Annotated in this window: 9 protein-coding genes and 1 pseudogene; 5 read left to right on the forward strand and 5 right to left on the reverse strand. The window is 60.4% G+C overall.

The features are described from left to right. Positions 1–10 precede the first annotated feature (10 nt). The 3 genes from OOJ09_RS27450 to OOJ09_RS27460 all read left to right on the forward strand — a co-directional run bounded on the left by OOJ09_RS27450 (position 11) and on the right by OOJ09_RS27460 (position 3924). Positions 11–1228 carry an MFS transporter gene (locus OOJ09_RS27450; RefSeq protein ID WP_269908196.1) on the forward strand — a complete coding sequence of 406 codons (1218 nt, stop codon included), beginning with the start codon at positions 11–13 and terminating at the stop codon, positions 1226–1228. Between the two features lie 93 nt (positions 1229–1321). Next, on the forward strand, positions 1322–1873 hold the full coding sequence (locus tag OOJ09_RS27455; protein WP_269908197.1) for a phosphatase PAP2 family protein: 552 nt from the start codon (positions 1322–1324) through the stop codon (positions 1871–1873). An 11-nt stretch (positions 1874–1884) separates the two neighbouring features. Beyond that, on the forward strand, positions 1885–3924 hold the full coding sequence (locus tag OOJ09_RS27460) for a bifunctional DedA family/phosphatase PAP2 family protein (protein WP_269908198.1): 2040 nt from the start codon (positions 1885–1887) through the stop codon (positions 3922–3924). Positions 3925–4159: 235 nt separating this feature from the next. Here OOJ09_RS27460 and OOJ09_RS27465 read toward each other — a convergent pair whose 3' ends face one another. From OOJ09_RS27465 to OOJ09_RS27475, 3 genes are read right to left on the reverse strand one after another with little or no spacing between them, the layout of a single operon-like run. Further along, positions 4160–5287 (reverse strand): ABC transporter permease, encoded by a 1128-nt coding sequence (locus OOJ09_RS27465; protein ID WP_269908199.1) that lies wholly within the window; start codon positions 5285–5287, stop codon positions 4160–4162. 2 nt (positions 5288–5289) lie between these two features. Next, positions 5290–8070, reverse strand: a complete 2781-nt coding sequence (gene rbbA / locus OOJ09_RS27470; protein WP_269908200.1) for a ribosome-associated ATPase/putative transporter RbbA — start codon at positions 8068–8070, stop codon at positions 5290–5292. Further along, positions 8060–9049, reverse strand: a complete 990-nt coding sequence (locus OOJ09_RS27475) for an HlyD family secretion protein (RefSeq protein ID WP_269908201.1) — start codon at positions 9047–9049, stop codon at positions 8060–8062. Before OOJ09_RS27475 ends, rbbA begins: the two co-directional genes overlap by 11 nt. 1196 nt (positions 9050–10245) lie before the next feature. On the opposite strand from OOJ09_RS27475, the gene OOJ09_RS27480 reads away from it, so the two are divergent. Continuing rightward, positions 10246–10770 carry a c-type cytochrome gene (locus tag OOJ09_RS27480; RefSeq protein WP_269908202.1) on the forward strand — a complete coding sequence of 175 codons (525 nt, stop codon included), beginning with the start codon at positions 10246–10248 and terminating at the stop codon, positions 10768–10770. Positions 10771–11127: 357 nt separating this feature from the next. Here the strand turns inward: OOJ09_RS27480 and OOJ09_RS27485 are convergent, their stop codons facing one another. Further along, positions 11128–12324: a methionine adenosyltransferase gene (locus tag OOJ09_RS27485; RefSeq protein WP_269908203.1), complete on the reverse strand. Its 1197-nt coding sequence runs from the start codon at positions 12322–12324 to the stop codon at positions 11128–11130. A gap of 222 nt (positions 12325–12546) precedes the next feature. Between OOJ09_RS27485 and OOJ09_RS27490 the strand changes: the two are divergent. Beyond that, positions 12547–13027: pseudogene (locus OOJ09_RS27490) on the forward strand (IS481 family transposase); the annotation flags it as partial. A gap of 43 nt (positions 13028–13070) precedes the next feature. Here the strand turns inward: OOJ09_RS27490 and OOJ09_RS27495 are convergent. Further along, entirely contained in the window at positions 13071–14399 is a 1329-nt protein-coding gene (locus OOJ09_RS27495; RefSeq protein WP_269908229.1) for a glucoamylase family protein, read from the reverse strand. Positions 14400–14444: the final 45 nt, after the last annotated feature.

Consider the following 14444-nt stretch of genomic DNA (forward strand, 5'->3'; position numbering starts at 1 on the left):
AACAGGCGCGATGACAGCCGCGGCAGTGGATCGCTCCGGAGTCCGGCAGGGGATTCCCGTCGGCATTTGGGTCCTCGGCTTCGTTTCGATGCTGATGGACATCTCGTCGGAGATGATCCACGCGCTGTTGCCCATCTACATGGTGACGGTGCTCGGAACTTCGGCTCTGACCATCGGAACCATCGAGGGCATTGCCGAAGCAACTGCCTCGATCACCAAGGTCTTCTCCGGCGCGTTCAGCGACTGGCTCGGCAAGCGCAAATTCCTCGCCGCGTTCGGTTATGGCCTGGCGGCCCTCACCAGGCCGATCTTTCCGTTGGCGCATTCGATCGAATGGCTCATCGCGGCGCGATTCATCGATCGTGTCGGCAAGGGCATTCGCGGCGCGCCACGCGATGCACTTGTCGCCGACATCGCCCCGCCGCATCTGCGCGGCGCGAGCTTCGGTCTGCGCCAGTCGCTTGACACCGTCGGCGCGTTCGTCGGCCCGCTTCTCGCTATCGGCTTGATGTGGCTGACGGCGGATCATTTTCAGGCGGTGTTCTGGATTGCCGTCATTCCGGCATTCCTGTCCTTTGGCCTGATCCTCGTCGCCGTGAAAGAACCAGAGCGCCCGAAGGAGCAGCGCCGTGTCCGCATGCCGTTGCATCGCGACGAACTGCAGCGGATGGGAGCGACCTATTGGTGGGTTGTGGGGATCGCGGCAATCTTCACGCTCGCTCGCTTCAGCGAAGCCTTCCTCGTTTTGCGCGCGCAATCGATCGGCCTGCCGTTGGCATTGGTCCCGGTTGTTCTAGTGATCATGAGTCTCGCCTATTCCCTGTCGGCCTATCCGATTGGCGTGCTGTCCGATCGAGTGAATCGCCTGGCTCTCCTGGCCGTTGGCCTCGTCCTTCTTCTACTGGCCGATCTCGTGCTCGCGTTCGCGGCAGGCATTGTCTGGGTCGGGATCGGCGTTGTGCTCTGGGGCCTGCATATGGGCTTCACGCAAGGCCTGCTGGCAACCTTGATTGCCGAGACCGCGCCAGCGGAGTTGCGTGGAACCGCCTTCGGCATGTTCAATCTCGTGACCGGTGTCGCGTTGCTCGTCGCAAGCATCGTCGCCGGCGCTCTTTGGGATCTGGCAGGGCCGCAAGGCACGTTCCTGGCGGGAGCCGCCTTCACCGTGGTGACCCTCGCAGGATTGTTTGTCATTCGCGGTCGGCTGAGAGAGCGGGCCGATGTCTGATATCCGCGGCGCCCACCTGCCAACCCTTACCCGTCAATCGCCCCAGAGTACCGCACATGCGTCGACACTGGAGGTCGAACCTAGGAGTCGCCCATGTTTGAACTCGACGCCGCGGTAACGCACGCAATCAATGGATTGGCGGAACGCAGTGCGGTCGTCGATTTTCTGATGATCTGGGTTTCCTCCATCGGCGTCCCCCTTCTGGTGCTTGCGGTCGCCGGACAATGGTGGCGGCAAGCCGAAAGGCCTCACACTCGCCACGCGCTTGTCGCGGCCGGACTCTCGTTCCTTCTTGGTGTCGCCCTTAATCAGCTTATCCTACTCTTCGTTCACAGGATGCGGCCCTATGACAGCGGCGCAACTCATGTCCTGATCGCCCCCAGCGCCGATCCATCATTCCCCTCTGATCACGCGACAGCGACCTTTGCCATCGCGGCGGCGTTCCTTCTGCATGGCATGCGGCGCGTGGGGCTGGGTTTCCTCGCGGCGGCGGCACTCGTGACCTTCTCTCGCGTCTATATCGGAACCCGCTACGCCAGTGACGTTCTGGGCGGGGCGCTGACTGGGGTTATTGCCGCCTTCGCCGTTCGCGCGGTCTATCGGCAAGACACCCGCATCGACCGCCTCGTCACTGGCATTCTATAGGAAGCCTCGGGATGCTGACGTCCCTGGTCTCATCGGTGGTCGAATTGCTGACGGCGCACCCGCATGTGGCCTATCTGGCGGTGTTTCTGCTGGCGCTTTCGGAGTCGATCCCGATCATCGGCGTTGTCATCCCAGGCACCGCCGTGATCCTCGCGCTCAGCACCCTGGTGCCGAGCGGCGTATTGTTGCTCTGGCCATTGCTGATCGCAGCCACTTCAGGCGCCATCGCCGGTGATGGTTTTTCATTCTGGCTCGGGCACCAATACCATCGCGAGATTCTTGGCCTCTGGCCACTGAACCGGAACCCCGAACTGATCGAGCGCAGTGATGCCTTTTTCACGCGTCACGGCGACAAGAGTGTTTTTCTCGCACGCTTCACGCCGGGCGTCCGCGCCTTCATTCCGCTGCTCGCCGGCATGCTGGGAATGCCGGTCAGACGGTTCTATGCCGTCAATGTCGCGTCGGCGATCGCCTGGGCGCCGTCGCATATCCTGCCGGGTGTGCTCGTCGGTGCCGCCTTCGGCATCTTCGGTGCAGCCGCAAAGCCGCTCGCGATCCTGCTGGTCGTTCTGGTCGTGGCAGGTTGGGTGGTTGTACATGTCGTGCGCTGGACGTTGCGCCGCGGCATACCACTGCTCATCGTTGGTGTGGAACGGCTGCGGAGCTGGGCCGGCGCCCGCGACAGCTGGCTCAGCCGCAATCTCACCAGTTTGCTTGATCCTTCGCAGCACGAGGCGCGGGCTCTCGCATTGCCGATGGTTCTGCTGATCGGTGCAGCATGGCTGTTCTTCGGCGTCCTTGAAGATGTCGTCAGTGGCGACCCTTTGGTGCTCGCCGACGGCGCGATCTATCGCGCCCTCCAGGATCTTCGCACCGCACCCGGCGATGCGTTGATGATAGCCATCACCGAACTCGGCGACACCGTCGTCGTGGTCGCGGTCACGATCATCATCTTTCTATGGCTTGCCTGGAAGCGGGCCTGGCGCACTGCCGGTTACTGGATCGCTGCAATCGCCGGCGCATCGGCGCTCAACACGGCCATCAAGGTGGCATTGCATCGAGCCCGGCCCGGTGAGTCGCTGTATTCTGGCTGGAGCGCCTTTTCCTTTCCAAGCGGCCATAGCACCATCAACATGGTGCTCTACGGATTCCTCGCCTTCCTCATCGCGCGTGAACTTCGCCCGGCGCTGCGCTTGTCGGTCACTCTCGGCGCCGCGGTCCTGATATTTATGATCGCGTTCTCACGCCTCTACCTCGGTGCGCACTGGCTGTCCGACGTGCTTGGGGGCTTGGCGTTCGGGTCCGCGTGGCTCGCGCTGCTTGGACTATCCTACCTGCGCCGGCAAACCGAGCGCATTGAACCAAGTGGGCTGCTCGCCGTCGGATGTGCGGCGCTTATTCTCGCCGGCGGCTTCCATATCTACCGCAGCCACGCGACGGATCTCCAGCGATACGCCGTCAAAAGCGCGACGCAATCCATTGCGGCCGCTGATTGGTGGGCGTCGGATTGGCAGCAACTGCCGGCCCGGCGCATCGACCTTACCGGCGAGACGCAAGAGCCGCTAACGTTCCAGTGGGCCGGTAGCTTGCAAAGCCTGCAAGACGTCTTGCTGCGGAAGGGCTGGCACACATCGACAGCTTGGGCGCCATTGAGCACTCTGACCTGGTTCACCGGATCGGCCAGTCCGGCCAATCTTCCGGTTGTTCCCTTTCTCGCCGGCGGTCGCTTTCCCAGCCTTACCCTTGTTCGACAATCCGGTGACGTTGTATTCTTGGATTCTCGTCTCGTGCTCCGGCTGTGGGCCGCCGACGTCGAGGTTACCAACGGACAGACCGCGCCGCTTTGGATCGGGTCTGTCGTCGAGGAGCGTCTCACTCATCCTCTCGGGCTGGTCACTCTGGCCTCGACGCAGCCCAACGTCAACGCGCCGCGAAAAGCGCTGGCCGCGGCTCTCGACGGAGGACGCCTCGTTTCACCGGCCAAAAGAGTGACGGCCTCGGATTGGGACGGACAGGTACTATTGGCTCGCCAAGATGAGATGCGGAAGTGAGTCCGAACGGTCGCCGGTCACCCGTTCGACCGACTCGTATGTCGGTGCAGAGTGCATCCTGTCGCTCTCGGCGACGCAATGTCCGCGAAAACGGCTCATTGAACGGCATTTCGCGGAACAACGTCTCGAGCAGCGCGCGTTTCCAGCCGTGTGCCGTCGGCGAAGTGGGCTTCATCACAACCACAGAACACCAGAACGGCAGCACCAGTTCAGTTAGGCTAGGCAGGAACATCGGCTACGACTGCCGTGCGAGCATTGTCCTGAAGCGCGACAAAGCAACGGCAACAAACGCGGCGCCCAGCGCTGCCATTGCTGCCAGGTCCTTCCAGACGAGGTCAATTCCGGCGCCACGATAGAGGACCGATTGCGCGAATCTGACAAAGTGCGTCGACGGCGACGCGTACATGATGTCTTGCAGCAACACCGGCATGCTCTCGAATGGCGTGAACGAGCCTGATAGCAGGAACATCACGATGAAGACCGGGATCGCTAGCAGCGCAAATTGCGGCATCGAGTTCGCGATAGTCGCCAGCAAGATGCCGAGCGATGTCACTGCGAAGAGATAAACGGCGGCCCCGGCAAGGAAGAATTCCACCGATCCCACGATTGGCACTTGCAGCGCGAACTGCACCACGAGGTGGAGCGAAAGCCCTGCCGCCAGCAGGACGATCAGACCATTCGCCCAGATCTTTGCCGCAAGAATTTCGTTCGGCAGCACAGGCATCACCAACAAATGCTCGATGGTGCCGCGCTCGCGTTCGCGCATCACAGCCGCGCCGGCGAGGATGACTGCGAGGATCGTGACATTGTTGATGATACCCATACTCGCGGAAAAGCGGATCGCCTCAAGGTTCTGATTGAACAAGGCGCGGATGACCGGCTCGATCGGTACGGCCTGGCTGGCACCGTGCTGGTGCAGAAAGTTTGCTGTCTCGCGGGCGATGATTTGCTGGATGTAGGCCGTTCCGACGGCAGCTTGTGCCACTGCCGTAGCATCGACATTGATTTGTATTGATGGGCCGCGGTTCGCCAAAAGATCGGCTTCGAAACGCGGCGGAATATCCAGGACGAACGTATACAGTCCCTTGTCCAGGAGTGCATCGAGCTCCGAGCGATCGATTTCGCGGGGTGCGCGAAAATAAGGTGGTTGCAGGGCGTCCTTGATGCGAGACGACAAGGCCGAGTGGTCGGCATCGACGACGGCCACGCCAGCATTGCTTACGTCGGTCTTCATGGCGGTCGCCTCGGAGTAAACGGCGACCGTGAAAACGTAGACAATCAGTACGGCCATGACCACGTCGCGCGCGAGGCTGGCGAGCTCCTTGACCCCGAGATGAAAAACGTTGCGAACCCAATATCGCATGGCTAGACGCCTTGCTTGCGGACCGACAGGCGGGCCAGCAGGAGAAACAGGATGCCAAAGCCGAGCAATACAGCGATCTCGGGAATAAACGCGTTCGCCTCGAGCCCTTTGGCAAAGACGCCGAGGCTGACGGTTTGGAACCAAAGTGCGGGAAATGAAAGCCCCATCAGACGAGCCGGGCCTTCAAGTGTGGAGGCCGGGAAAAGGAACCCGGAATAGTGTGCCGCAGTCATTGCGGTCAGGATCGCAGTTGCAAAAATCGCCGCGACCTGTGTCGAAACGAACGCCGACACCAAAAGGCCGAAGGCGGTTGCCGCAAACACGTAACCCAAGGCCGCAATTGACAGGGCAAGCACGGACCCCTTTGGGACGACACCGAGCACGGCGGCGGCCATCACCACAAGGCTCACAAAACTGATAAAACCGGTGGCAACATAGGGCAGCTGCTTGCCGATGAGGTATTCGCTGACCGTCGCGGGAGAGGCGTAGACGTTCGTGATCGAGCCCATCTCCTTTTCCCGCACGACGGCGAGTGCCGTCAGCATCGCTGGAAACACGACCAGCAGAAGCATTATCGACCCCGGCGTGATTGCGAATACGCTGCGGAAATCCTGATTATATCGAAACCGCGGCTCCACATTGACCGGCAGCATCTGCGGATCTTGGCCCTGCAACTGAAGATGGCGCTCCGCCGCGTAGGTCAGAACCGCACCCTGGATATAAGCGCGCGCCGTCTCCGCTGGAAACGTACTGCCTCCGTCAAGCCAGAAGCTCACCTGCGGCTGCCGATCCTGCAGAAGGTCGCGACCAAAGCCGGGCGGAATATCGACAGCGAACCGCAACTCGCCCGATCGCAAGCGATTGTCGATCTCGAACTCGTCTCTCAGTGGTGACTGTTCGACAAAATAGCGGGAATGCGAGAATTGCTCCAGGAACAAGCGGCTCTCAAGAGACTGATCCCGATCGATCACCGCGTAACGAAGATTTTCGATGTCAAACGAGATGCCGTAACCAAACGTCGCCAGCAGCAAAAGAGGCCCGAGCAGCGCGAAGGCAAGCCGGACGCGATCTCTCAGGAGTTCCACCGCCTCTCGCCGGGCAAAGGCCCAGATTCGGCGCAGAGGTGCCGCCGCCGATCTGTACGGGAGATCTGACAGGGATCTCGTCTCTGACCCGGACAGACCAGACGCATCAGTAGGCTTAACGCCAGCGGATGATGCAGGTAGATCCTTCGGTGCGACCGACTGTGCCGATGCCTCCTCGAGATAGGCCACAAAGGCGTTTTCGAGATTATCGGCCCCGCGCGCAAGGCGAAGCTCCTCAGGGCTGCCGATCGAAAGAACACGGCCGGCATGCATCAACGAAACGCGATCGCAGCGCTCGGCCTCGTTCATGAAATGCGTCGATATGAAGATCGTCACTCCATCGCGGCGCGACATCTCGACGAGGAGACGCCAGAACCGGTCACGTGCCGCCGGATCGACACCTGAAGTGGGTTCGTCGAGGATCAATATTTCCGGCTGATGCAGGCATGCGGCGGCGAGCTGGAGCCGCTGGCGAATCCCGAGCGGCAGCTCAGTAGGCAACGCGTTCGCAACGGCGTCGAGGTCGAATCGGGCCAATGCCGAGGCGACGCGTGCCTCAAGTTCGCCCGCCGGAGTCCGAAAGAGGCGTCCATGAAGCTCCAGGTTTGCCCTGACGGAAATCTCCTCATAGAGCGAGAAGGATTGCGACATGTAGCCGATGCGCATTCTTGTCGTGATGTCGCGGGCATCGACCGGCTTTCCCAACAGCTCGGCTCGCCCTTCGCTTGCCGGCAGAAGGCCCGTGAGCATCTTCATCGTCGTCGTCTTGCCGCAACCATTTGATCCCAGAAATCCGAAGATCTCTCCGCGCTGGATTCGGAAGCTGACGTGATCCACTGCCGTGAAATCGCCGAAGCGCATGGTCAGGTTATCCGCGGCGATCGCGGGAGGACCGTCGCTAGGTTGCAGTTCTGGAATAGCGAGTTGCGTGCGATCGCCACGACGTTCAGGGCGCTGCAGAGCGATGTAGGCTTCCTCCAGCGTGCTTGCCTTGGTTTGGGCAAGGATCTGGGCCGTGTCACCCGCGGCGATGACCCTGCCCTCATCCATGGCGACGATGTTGTCGAAGCGCTCAGCCTCTTCCATGTAGGCGGTCGCAACCAGTACCGTCAGGCCGGGACGTTCGAGGCGGATACGTCCGATCAGGTCCCAAAATTGGCGCCGCGACAGAGGATCGACACCGGTCGTCGGTTCATCGAGGATCAATAGGTCGGGATCATGAATCAAGGCGCAGCAGAGTCCAAGCTTCTGCTTCATTCCGCCGGACAACTTGCCGGCCGGACGATCCGGAAAAGGATCGAGGCCGGTGGCAGCAAGCAGGCGTGCGATGCGCCGACGGCGTTCGCTTTCACGCTGCCCATACAAACGGCCGAAAAAATCGATGTTCTCGACGACGGAGAGTGTCGGGTAGAGGTTGCGGCCGAGACCCTGCGGCATATAGGCGATGCGTGGCGAAACCATATCACGGTGAGAACGCAACGCCATGTTGCCGCCAAGAGCCGTCACGGTCCCGGATTGGATGCGTTTGACGCCGGCAATCAGGCCGAGCAGGGTGGACTTGCCGACGCCATCGGGGCCGATGAAGGCCGCTGTCATTCCACGTGCGATCGAAAGGCTGACGCCGTCGAGCGCATTTGTTTTGCCATAGCGGTGATGGATCGCATCAACTCGAATGGCGGGTCCCTCGTCAGCGGTCATCCGGCAGCCTCGGCGTCAGATTGGCCGGCCAGGCTGCTCCGGCCTGCACTTTGACGTAAGCGTTGCCGGTCATGCCTGCTTTCACATAGCCGCTGTGCTTTTCGAGTATCCGCGGATCGATATGCAGCTTGATCCGATACATCAGCTTCTCGCGTTCATCGGCGGTCTCGACGTATTTCGGGGTAAACTGTGCGTCGGCTGCAACGAAGGAAATTGTCGCCGGAACGACATATTCCGACGATCCATCGAGCACGATCCGCGCCTCCGATCCGAGTTCGACACGTCCGACCTGGCTGGTGGGCAGGAAGATGGTCATATTGACGTCTGAAAGGTCGAGAAGCGTGAGCACCCGCCCGCCCGCCGCAACAACCTCCCCAGCCTGAGCGAGACGATATTCGACGCGGCCCGACACTGGAGCTTTCAGCGTCATATCAGCAATCACCGCTTCAATCTGGGTGATCTGAGCCTCGGCAGCCTCCACCGCCGTCTTGGCGTCTTCGACGGCCACTTTGGCGATGTCCAGAGAGGCCTTTGAGATGTCTCTCTGCGCCGTTCGGCGGTCCAGTTCCGCTTGTGTGGACGTACTGGTGCGCGCGAGCTCAACGATGCGTTTAAGCTCGACTTCGGCCAGCTTCAACTCCGCCTCGCGCAGCGCAACATTGGCCTCGGCAGTTGCTACACCCTGGTGGCTGCGGTGGACGGCAGCTCTCGCCCCGGCGCGCTGCGCAAGTATTTCTGTCGTGTCTATACGCGCAAGGATACTATCCTTTTCGACATTAGCGCCCTCGTTGACGCCCACCTCAGCGAGGCGACCGGCATATTTGGTTGCGATGTCGACCCGCTCGACTTCGATGCGACCATTGGCCCGTGCCAATCCCACCGGAACACGGGCTGCCTGTTCCTTCAGCCAGTATGCGTAAGCACCACCGGCGGCAGCGACGGCGAGGACTGCGACAGTTATGATCGGAGCAATACGCATTTTTGATCCATTTGGACGCACGTGCCGGACAGTCTGCCGAAACTGCTTTGGTCCAGCTTCGGGAAAGCAGTTTGTAATGTCGTAAGCTTGAGCCAGGTGATTGCTTTGACTCAACGCAAATACGAGCAACGAACATGTATCGACGTTTGGCCTTGCCAGATGCCATGGCCGGTACCCGAACGCAAGACACACCCCTGGAGATCAGCGCCGGGCACTACCTTGGCGAACTCGGTCAACTCAAGCTTCCTCGTCGCGCTTGAGGCCGGTCGAGACTTTCCGCCTTCACCCGTTGCGGCGCGCCGAGCCAAATCGTTAATGAGCTAGTGCCCGTGTGAGGGCGGAAGAGCAGCAGACCCGTAGCAGTTTCTGGCGTCGCTCGGCTTTGGTCCGCATGGCGTGCCGGCCCAATGTCCAGCGGGCAACTGTTGGCACCCCGAAATGATCAAGGCCGCAGCCAGCATCGTCAAAGCAGGCATGCCTCGCATCAGAGGCCCTCTAACCAGTGGAGTTTCGTCGCCCCCGATGAGACCCGACGTCTCTACGTTATTTTCTTTCATATTTCCTGTTCCCATAATTTGTTGAAGTTTGCTTTGATCAGCAGCGCCGCCGGGTAGAAACAGCGGGTATAAATGGCATCGTATCGCGATCGACTTCGCCTTCTTTGAGCCAGATCAAAACCTGCTCCTTGAACGAGCTGCTCCGTAAGATTCCAGGGTTGGCCGACAGCGGCCGGAAGGAGTGCTCGACCCCTATCGATGTCTTCGATGGAGACCTCCTGCGGACGGCGCTCCATCGGCGAATGGCCACACATAAGGGAGTCCGCCCGTTTGGCGCGACGACGGAGCACCCCAGGCAATGAAACAAGCCCGTCTGGCTATCAGCGGCACGTTGGACGACCTCCTCGATTAAGCGGATGGCGTCGTGGATTTGCACGCCAAAGCAGGTCGCAGCAAAGAAAGTCGAGGTCTACCGCCCTCGGTTACACCCACTGGCAAAGCGAACTCTCGGACGGTACACTGCCGATAGGATCGAAGCCGGGCAGATCGGCAATTCGCCCGTTTGCCCCCGGGGCATAGGCTAATGCGAACCGCACGCCCAGAACAAATACGATGGCACCTATCGCGGTGGTCGATTCGTATGTGCAGGCCGGCTAAATCTGCCGCAACAACAGGATGCCCCGCATCATGAGGCGTCAAGTGATCGAAGGAATGGTCCTGGCGGCCCTTGGTACAGTTGCCACCGTTGGCGGGCTTCTTGTTGCACCGGCCACTGCCGGGGAGTCAGCGAAATCTGCGATCGCGCCCGGGCTTGTGTTGCCAAGCATGAATGCCGAACGTGGCAAGAAGCTTTTTGCCGGCAAGGGATGCGTGGTGTGCCACTCGATCAATGGAGTTGGCGGAACGGACGCCGTGGCGCTCGACGAGAAAACCATGGATCCCATCATGAGCCCATTCGACTTCTTCGCCAAGATGTGGCTCGGTGCCGAAACGATGATCGCGATGCAGAACGAGCAGCTCGGCCAGCAAATCGAGTTCACGGGTCAGGACCTCGCTGACATCATCGCATTCGTCCACAATGCGGATGTGCAGAAAACATTTTCGCAGGCTGACATTCCAGCCGACATCAAGGAGCACATGGAATCTGACAAGGCGTCCAGCGGCTCCCAGATGATGATGGAGGGCCATGGCGGCATGGTGAGCGGAAAGTCTAAGGGGCAGTAGGCTTGCCTGCCGACATCGACGGGGACGCCGATCATCCTCTCAGCGGTCTTCTGATTGATCCCGTAGCACTTTGCCAGCGCCCTCAGGCTCTCTTGACTAGCTCGACGGATCGCCTTTGTCGTCGTGGCGCCCATGAAGAACTTGGCCCGTAGGGCATCCCCTGCTTCGGACGACAAGGATGCCCGATCAAAACATGGGATCAAATCTGTCGCACGCCGCCAAGCGCGTTGGCGGCTCCAGTTGGGTCTTCGGCATGCACGAGGCGATGGTTCGGCGCGACGTTCAGCCTGCTCGCCGTTGCCGCCATCATCGCGCACCGCCGCAACTGTGACTACGCCCTCGCGGTGTTGCTCGAGGTCAAAAAACATCAATCGCGCCGGCGACGAACTCATCGATCAACTGCGGCACGCGGGAAAGATGATCGGCAACGATGTCGTCAACCCGCTCCTTCAATTGGATGGCCGGCAAGCCATCTCTGGTCGCCAGCTTTACTTGTACAAGCGCCGGGTTGGTCACCGGGGCGCCAATCCGACTGACCATAAAGCAATATGCTGCCGCGATTTCGGGTACTGTCACCGCCAGCGTTCTGGCAATCTCGCGCGCGAGGATATTGTAGATCTTGCCAACATGACTGACCGGATTCTTCCCGGCAGCTGCCTCGAGGCTCATAGGCCGGCAGGGCGTTATCAAGCCATTTGCTCGATTGCCGCGGCCCACCTGACCATCGTCCCCCGCCTCTGCCGAAGTCCCGGTAACGGTTAGATAAAGCGCGCCAGAGGGGGGATCATCTGCCGCGTTGACGGCGACTCGGACGGAAGCAAAGCCGTGATGGGCGGCAAGCTCCCGCACAAGCTTTTCGATGGACGCCTTTGCGCCTAGATAGTCGTCGATATGCGCCACGTGACGCCCGATAATGGCGCATGCGACTGTCAGGTCTACCGTCTCCCCGTTTCGCACTCCCATGACCTTGACGTCCTCACCCCACGCGGGATGCTCACCGTCACGGATCTTTCCATTGACCTGCTTCTCAATCGCGAGGACCATCCGCTCAAGTGGGCTCATCGGCGCATAGCCAACACCAATTGACGTGTCGTTGGCGAGATGGATTTGTGACCCGGATCGCCGCGAGAACACCGCCTGCAGATCGTACGAGCCTGGCTGAATCAATTCGTGAATGCGCACGTCGCGCTCGGCATCAAGCGCATGCAAGTTGGTACGCAGCCACGCCCGCGATCCCTCGACCGCGATTTCGTTGATCCGGACGGCTTCGTTTCCAACCTGCGTTACGGCTCGTCCGGCCAAGTAGATTTTGATAGGAGCCAGCACAGCACCGCCTCCGAAGGCTGGCGCTGCGCGTCCGCCACAGAGAAGCGCCTTGTCGACGTTGTAATGGAGGACGCTCCCAAATCGATTTTGATATTCGCGAGAAAGGTTTTGTGAGAGCGTCTCGGCAAGCGCGTCGCAGATCGTGTCTGGGTGTCCGAGACCTTTGCGCTCGACGAGCTCCACTGCATTATCGGCGATCTCAAGCGCGGAAACGATGATAGTCGCCATGTGATCTTGCCTCAACCCGCTGCGAGAGCATCGCTCTGAACCGCAGCCTCTGCGAAATTACTCGGTGGAGACCCGGTACGTGTAGCATTCGCTTATATCCGAGTTTTCGCTGCGAGCGGCCCTACATTTGTATTCTTCGTTCTTGCGGTCGCCTGCCCGATCTAGATGTTTAGTCCCACGGTGTGATGGTAGAATTGATGCCGCCATCGACAAGGACAGACTATGGGACAGACACTTCACGGGAGCGCCACGACCACTCATGCGGTCCGAGCTGCGATACAGCGATCGAAAGCTTCGATCCAAGAATTGAGCGGACGCTACGGCATAAACCCCAAGACGGGGACGAAGTGGAAGAAGCGCGATTTCGTCACCGACACGCCGATGGGTCCGAAGGATGTGCGCTCGACAGTGCTCTCAAAGGAAGAGGAAGCTGGTTGTCGCCTTCCGCAGGCACACGCTGCTGCCGCTCGACGATTGCCTCTATGCGCTCCAGGCCACGGTCCCACATCTCACCCGTTCCAGTCCGCATCGGCTGTTCCAGCGCCACGACATCAGCCGCCTGCCAGGCATCGAAGGCGCCAAGCCGCGCAAGAAGTTCAAGGCCTACCCGATCGGCTACTTCCATGTCGACATCGCCGAAGTCTGGACCGAGGAGGGCAAGCTCTACATGTTCGTCGCCATCGACCGAGTAAGCAAGTTCGCCCCGGCGTTTTTTGGCGAATACGTTCTAATTCCGTGTAAGCCCATCAAACAGGTCGCGCCGACTCCTGGTCAAACTCTCTCAACCAGCCGCCTTCAAATCCCGCTCGTTGCAGGCCGCTGCGGATATACCGGCATGAGCGCATCAACCGCCATAAGAGGCCGTTGGCTTCGTTCTCGATCATCAGGACAACGGGGCCTTCGTTGAGGCCGAAATGCCAGGGCGACACCCACCATCCAAAGGCGTCGTCGGACGTTCCCGGATGCGTCGGATTGAACGCCGCCTTGAAACCATAGGCTTTGACGGCTTTCAGCTTGGCCTGGTGGATGCAGAAGCTGATCGCCGGCCGGACGATTTCGGCAGCGAACGGCAAGGATGCCACGACGGCCCACGGAGCGAGCGTGCCATCGTCGGGGCCATACGGGACACCGCGCGCCACATAATCCTCGAACCGGCGTTCGATGCCGTTCAACTTGAGCGTGGAAGGGCCAGGACCCTCGCTTGCGGTAATGCCCCAGCAATATTCGCCGTAGCCATCAAAACCTCGCGGGTTCTCGATGGCGTAGCGGTGCTGGACGAGGGTGGCGCGTCGGCTGTTCTCGAAATAATCGCTTCCCTTGCTACGCATGAAGGCATCCTGCACGCCGCGAAAATCGATCCATACGTGCGAGAGCTGGTGGATGAACAGCGGCCCCGCATAGAGATAGTCATAGCCGTAACAGTGCTCCCATCGAAATGTCGCGGTCCAGGCCGCATAGCTGCTCCGGGGTAAGGGATGTGTCGGCGAACCGAGCCCCAGGACATAGAGCAAGAGCGCTTCGTCATAGCCTTCCCAGCGATACTTCAGGAATCCGTGCTCTGGTGTCCAACCATGGGTGACGGTCTCTCCCCCGTCCTGCGCCCAGCGCCAATCGGCTCGGTGATAGAGCGTTTCCGCCAAGGTCCGGATCTCGGCTTCGGCCGCGGTGTCGGCATCGAAATACTGCCCTGCAGCCAGCGCGCCCGCCAGCAGGAATGTACTGTCGATGGTAGAAAGCTCGCATTGCCAGGCCCGCCGGCCAGTTTGCATGTCCAGGAAGTGATAGTAGAAGCCGCGATATCCCGTAGCGTCCGGCTCCGGCCCCTGCGGACTGTTCCAGAAGAAGCGCAGCGTTGCCAAAGTGCGTTCCACAGCCGCGCTTCGCGTCATGAATCCGCGCTCGACCCCCACTGGATAGCAAGCCAGCGCCAGGCCGGTGGCCGCGATGCTTGCGGGCCAATTTGCTTCGGTCTTGTCCAGAATGAGACCGTTGGCAGGGTTCGCCTCATGGATGAAGTAGTCGAATGTCTCCCGCTGCAGCGTCGCAAGATCGTCTTGCGTGGCAGACGTGTTCATCAGGTGGTTGGCGTGCGAAGGTTGCGATTGCACCAATGTATTTAC

It is taken from the genome of Mesorhizobium qingshengii (assembly GCF_027563465.1).
Lineage (GTDB): Bacteria > Pseudomonadota > Alphaproteobacteria > Rhizobiales > Rhizobiaceae > Mesorhizobium > Mesorhizobium qingshengii_A.

What these genes read in the sequence shown, in the direction of transcription:
- OOJ09_RS27450 (WP_269908196.1), top strand. Translation starts at nt 11, where the DNA reads ATGACAGCCGCGGCAGTGGATCGCTCCGGAGTCCGGCAGGGGATTCCC.
- OOJ09_RS27455 (WP_269908197.1), top strand. Translation starts at nt 1,322, where the DNA reads ATGTTTGAACTCGACGCCGCGGTAACGCACGCAATCAATGGATTGGCG.
- OOJ09_RS27460 (WP_269908198.1), top strand. Translation starts at nt 1,885, where the DNA reads ATGCTGACGTCCCTGGTCTCATCGGTGGTCGAATTGCTGACGGCGCAC.
- OOJ09_RS27465 (WP_269908199.1), bottom strand. Translation starts at nt 5,287, where the DNA reads ATGCGATATTGGGTTCGCAACGTTTTTCATCTCGGGGTCAAGGAGCTC.
- rbbA (WP_269908200.1), bottom strand. Translation starts at nt 8,070, where the DNA reads ATGACCGCTGACGAGGGACCCGCCATTCGAGTTGATGCGATCCATCAC.
- OOJ09_RS27475 (WP_269908201.1), bottom strand. Translation starts at nt 9,049, where the DNA reads ATGCGTATTGCTCCGATCATAACTGTCGCAGTCCTCGCCGTCGCTGCC.
- OOJ09_RS27485 (WP_269908203.1), bottom strand. Translation starts at nt 12,324, where the DNA reads ATGGCGACTATCATCGTTTCCGCGCTTGAGATCGCCGATAATGCAGTG.
- OOJ09_RS27495 (WP_269908229.1), bottom strand. Translation starts at nt 14,399, where the DNA reads ATGAACACGTCTGCCACGCAAGACGATCTTGCGACGCTGCAGCGGGAG.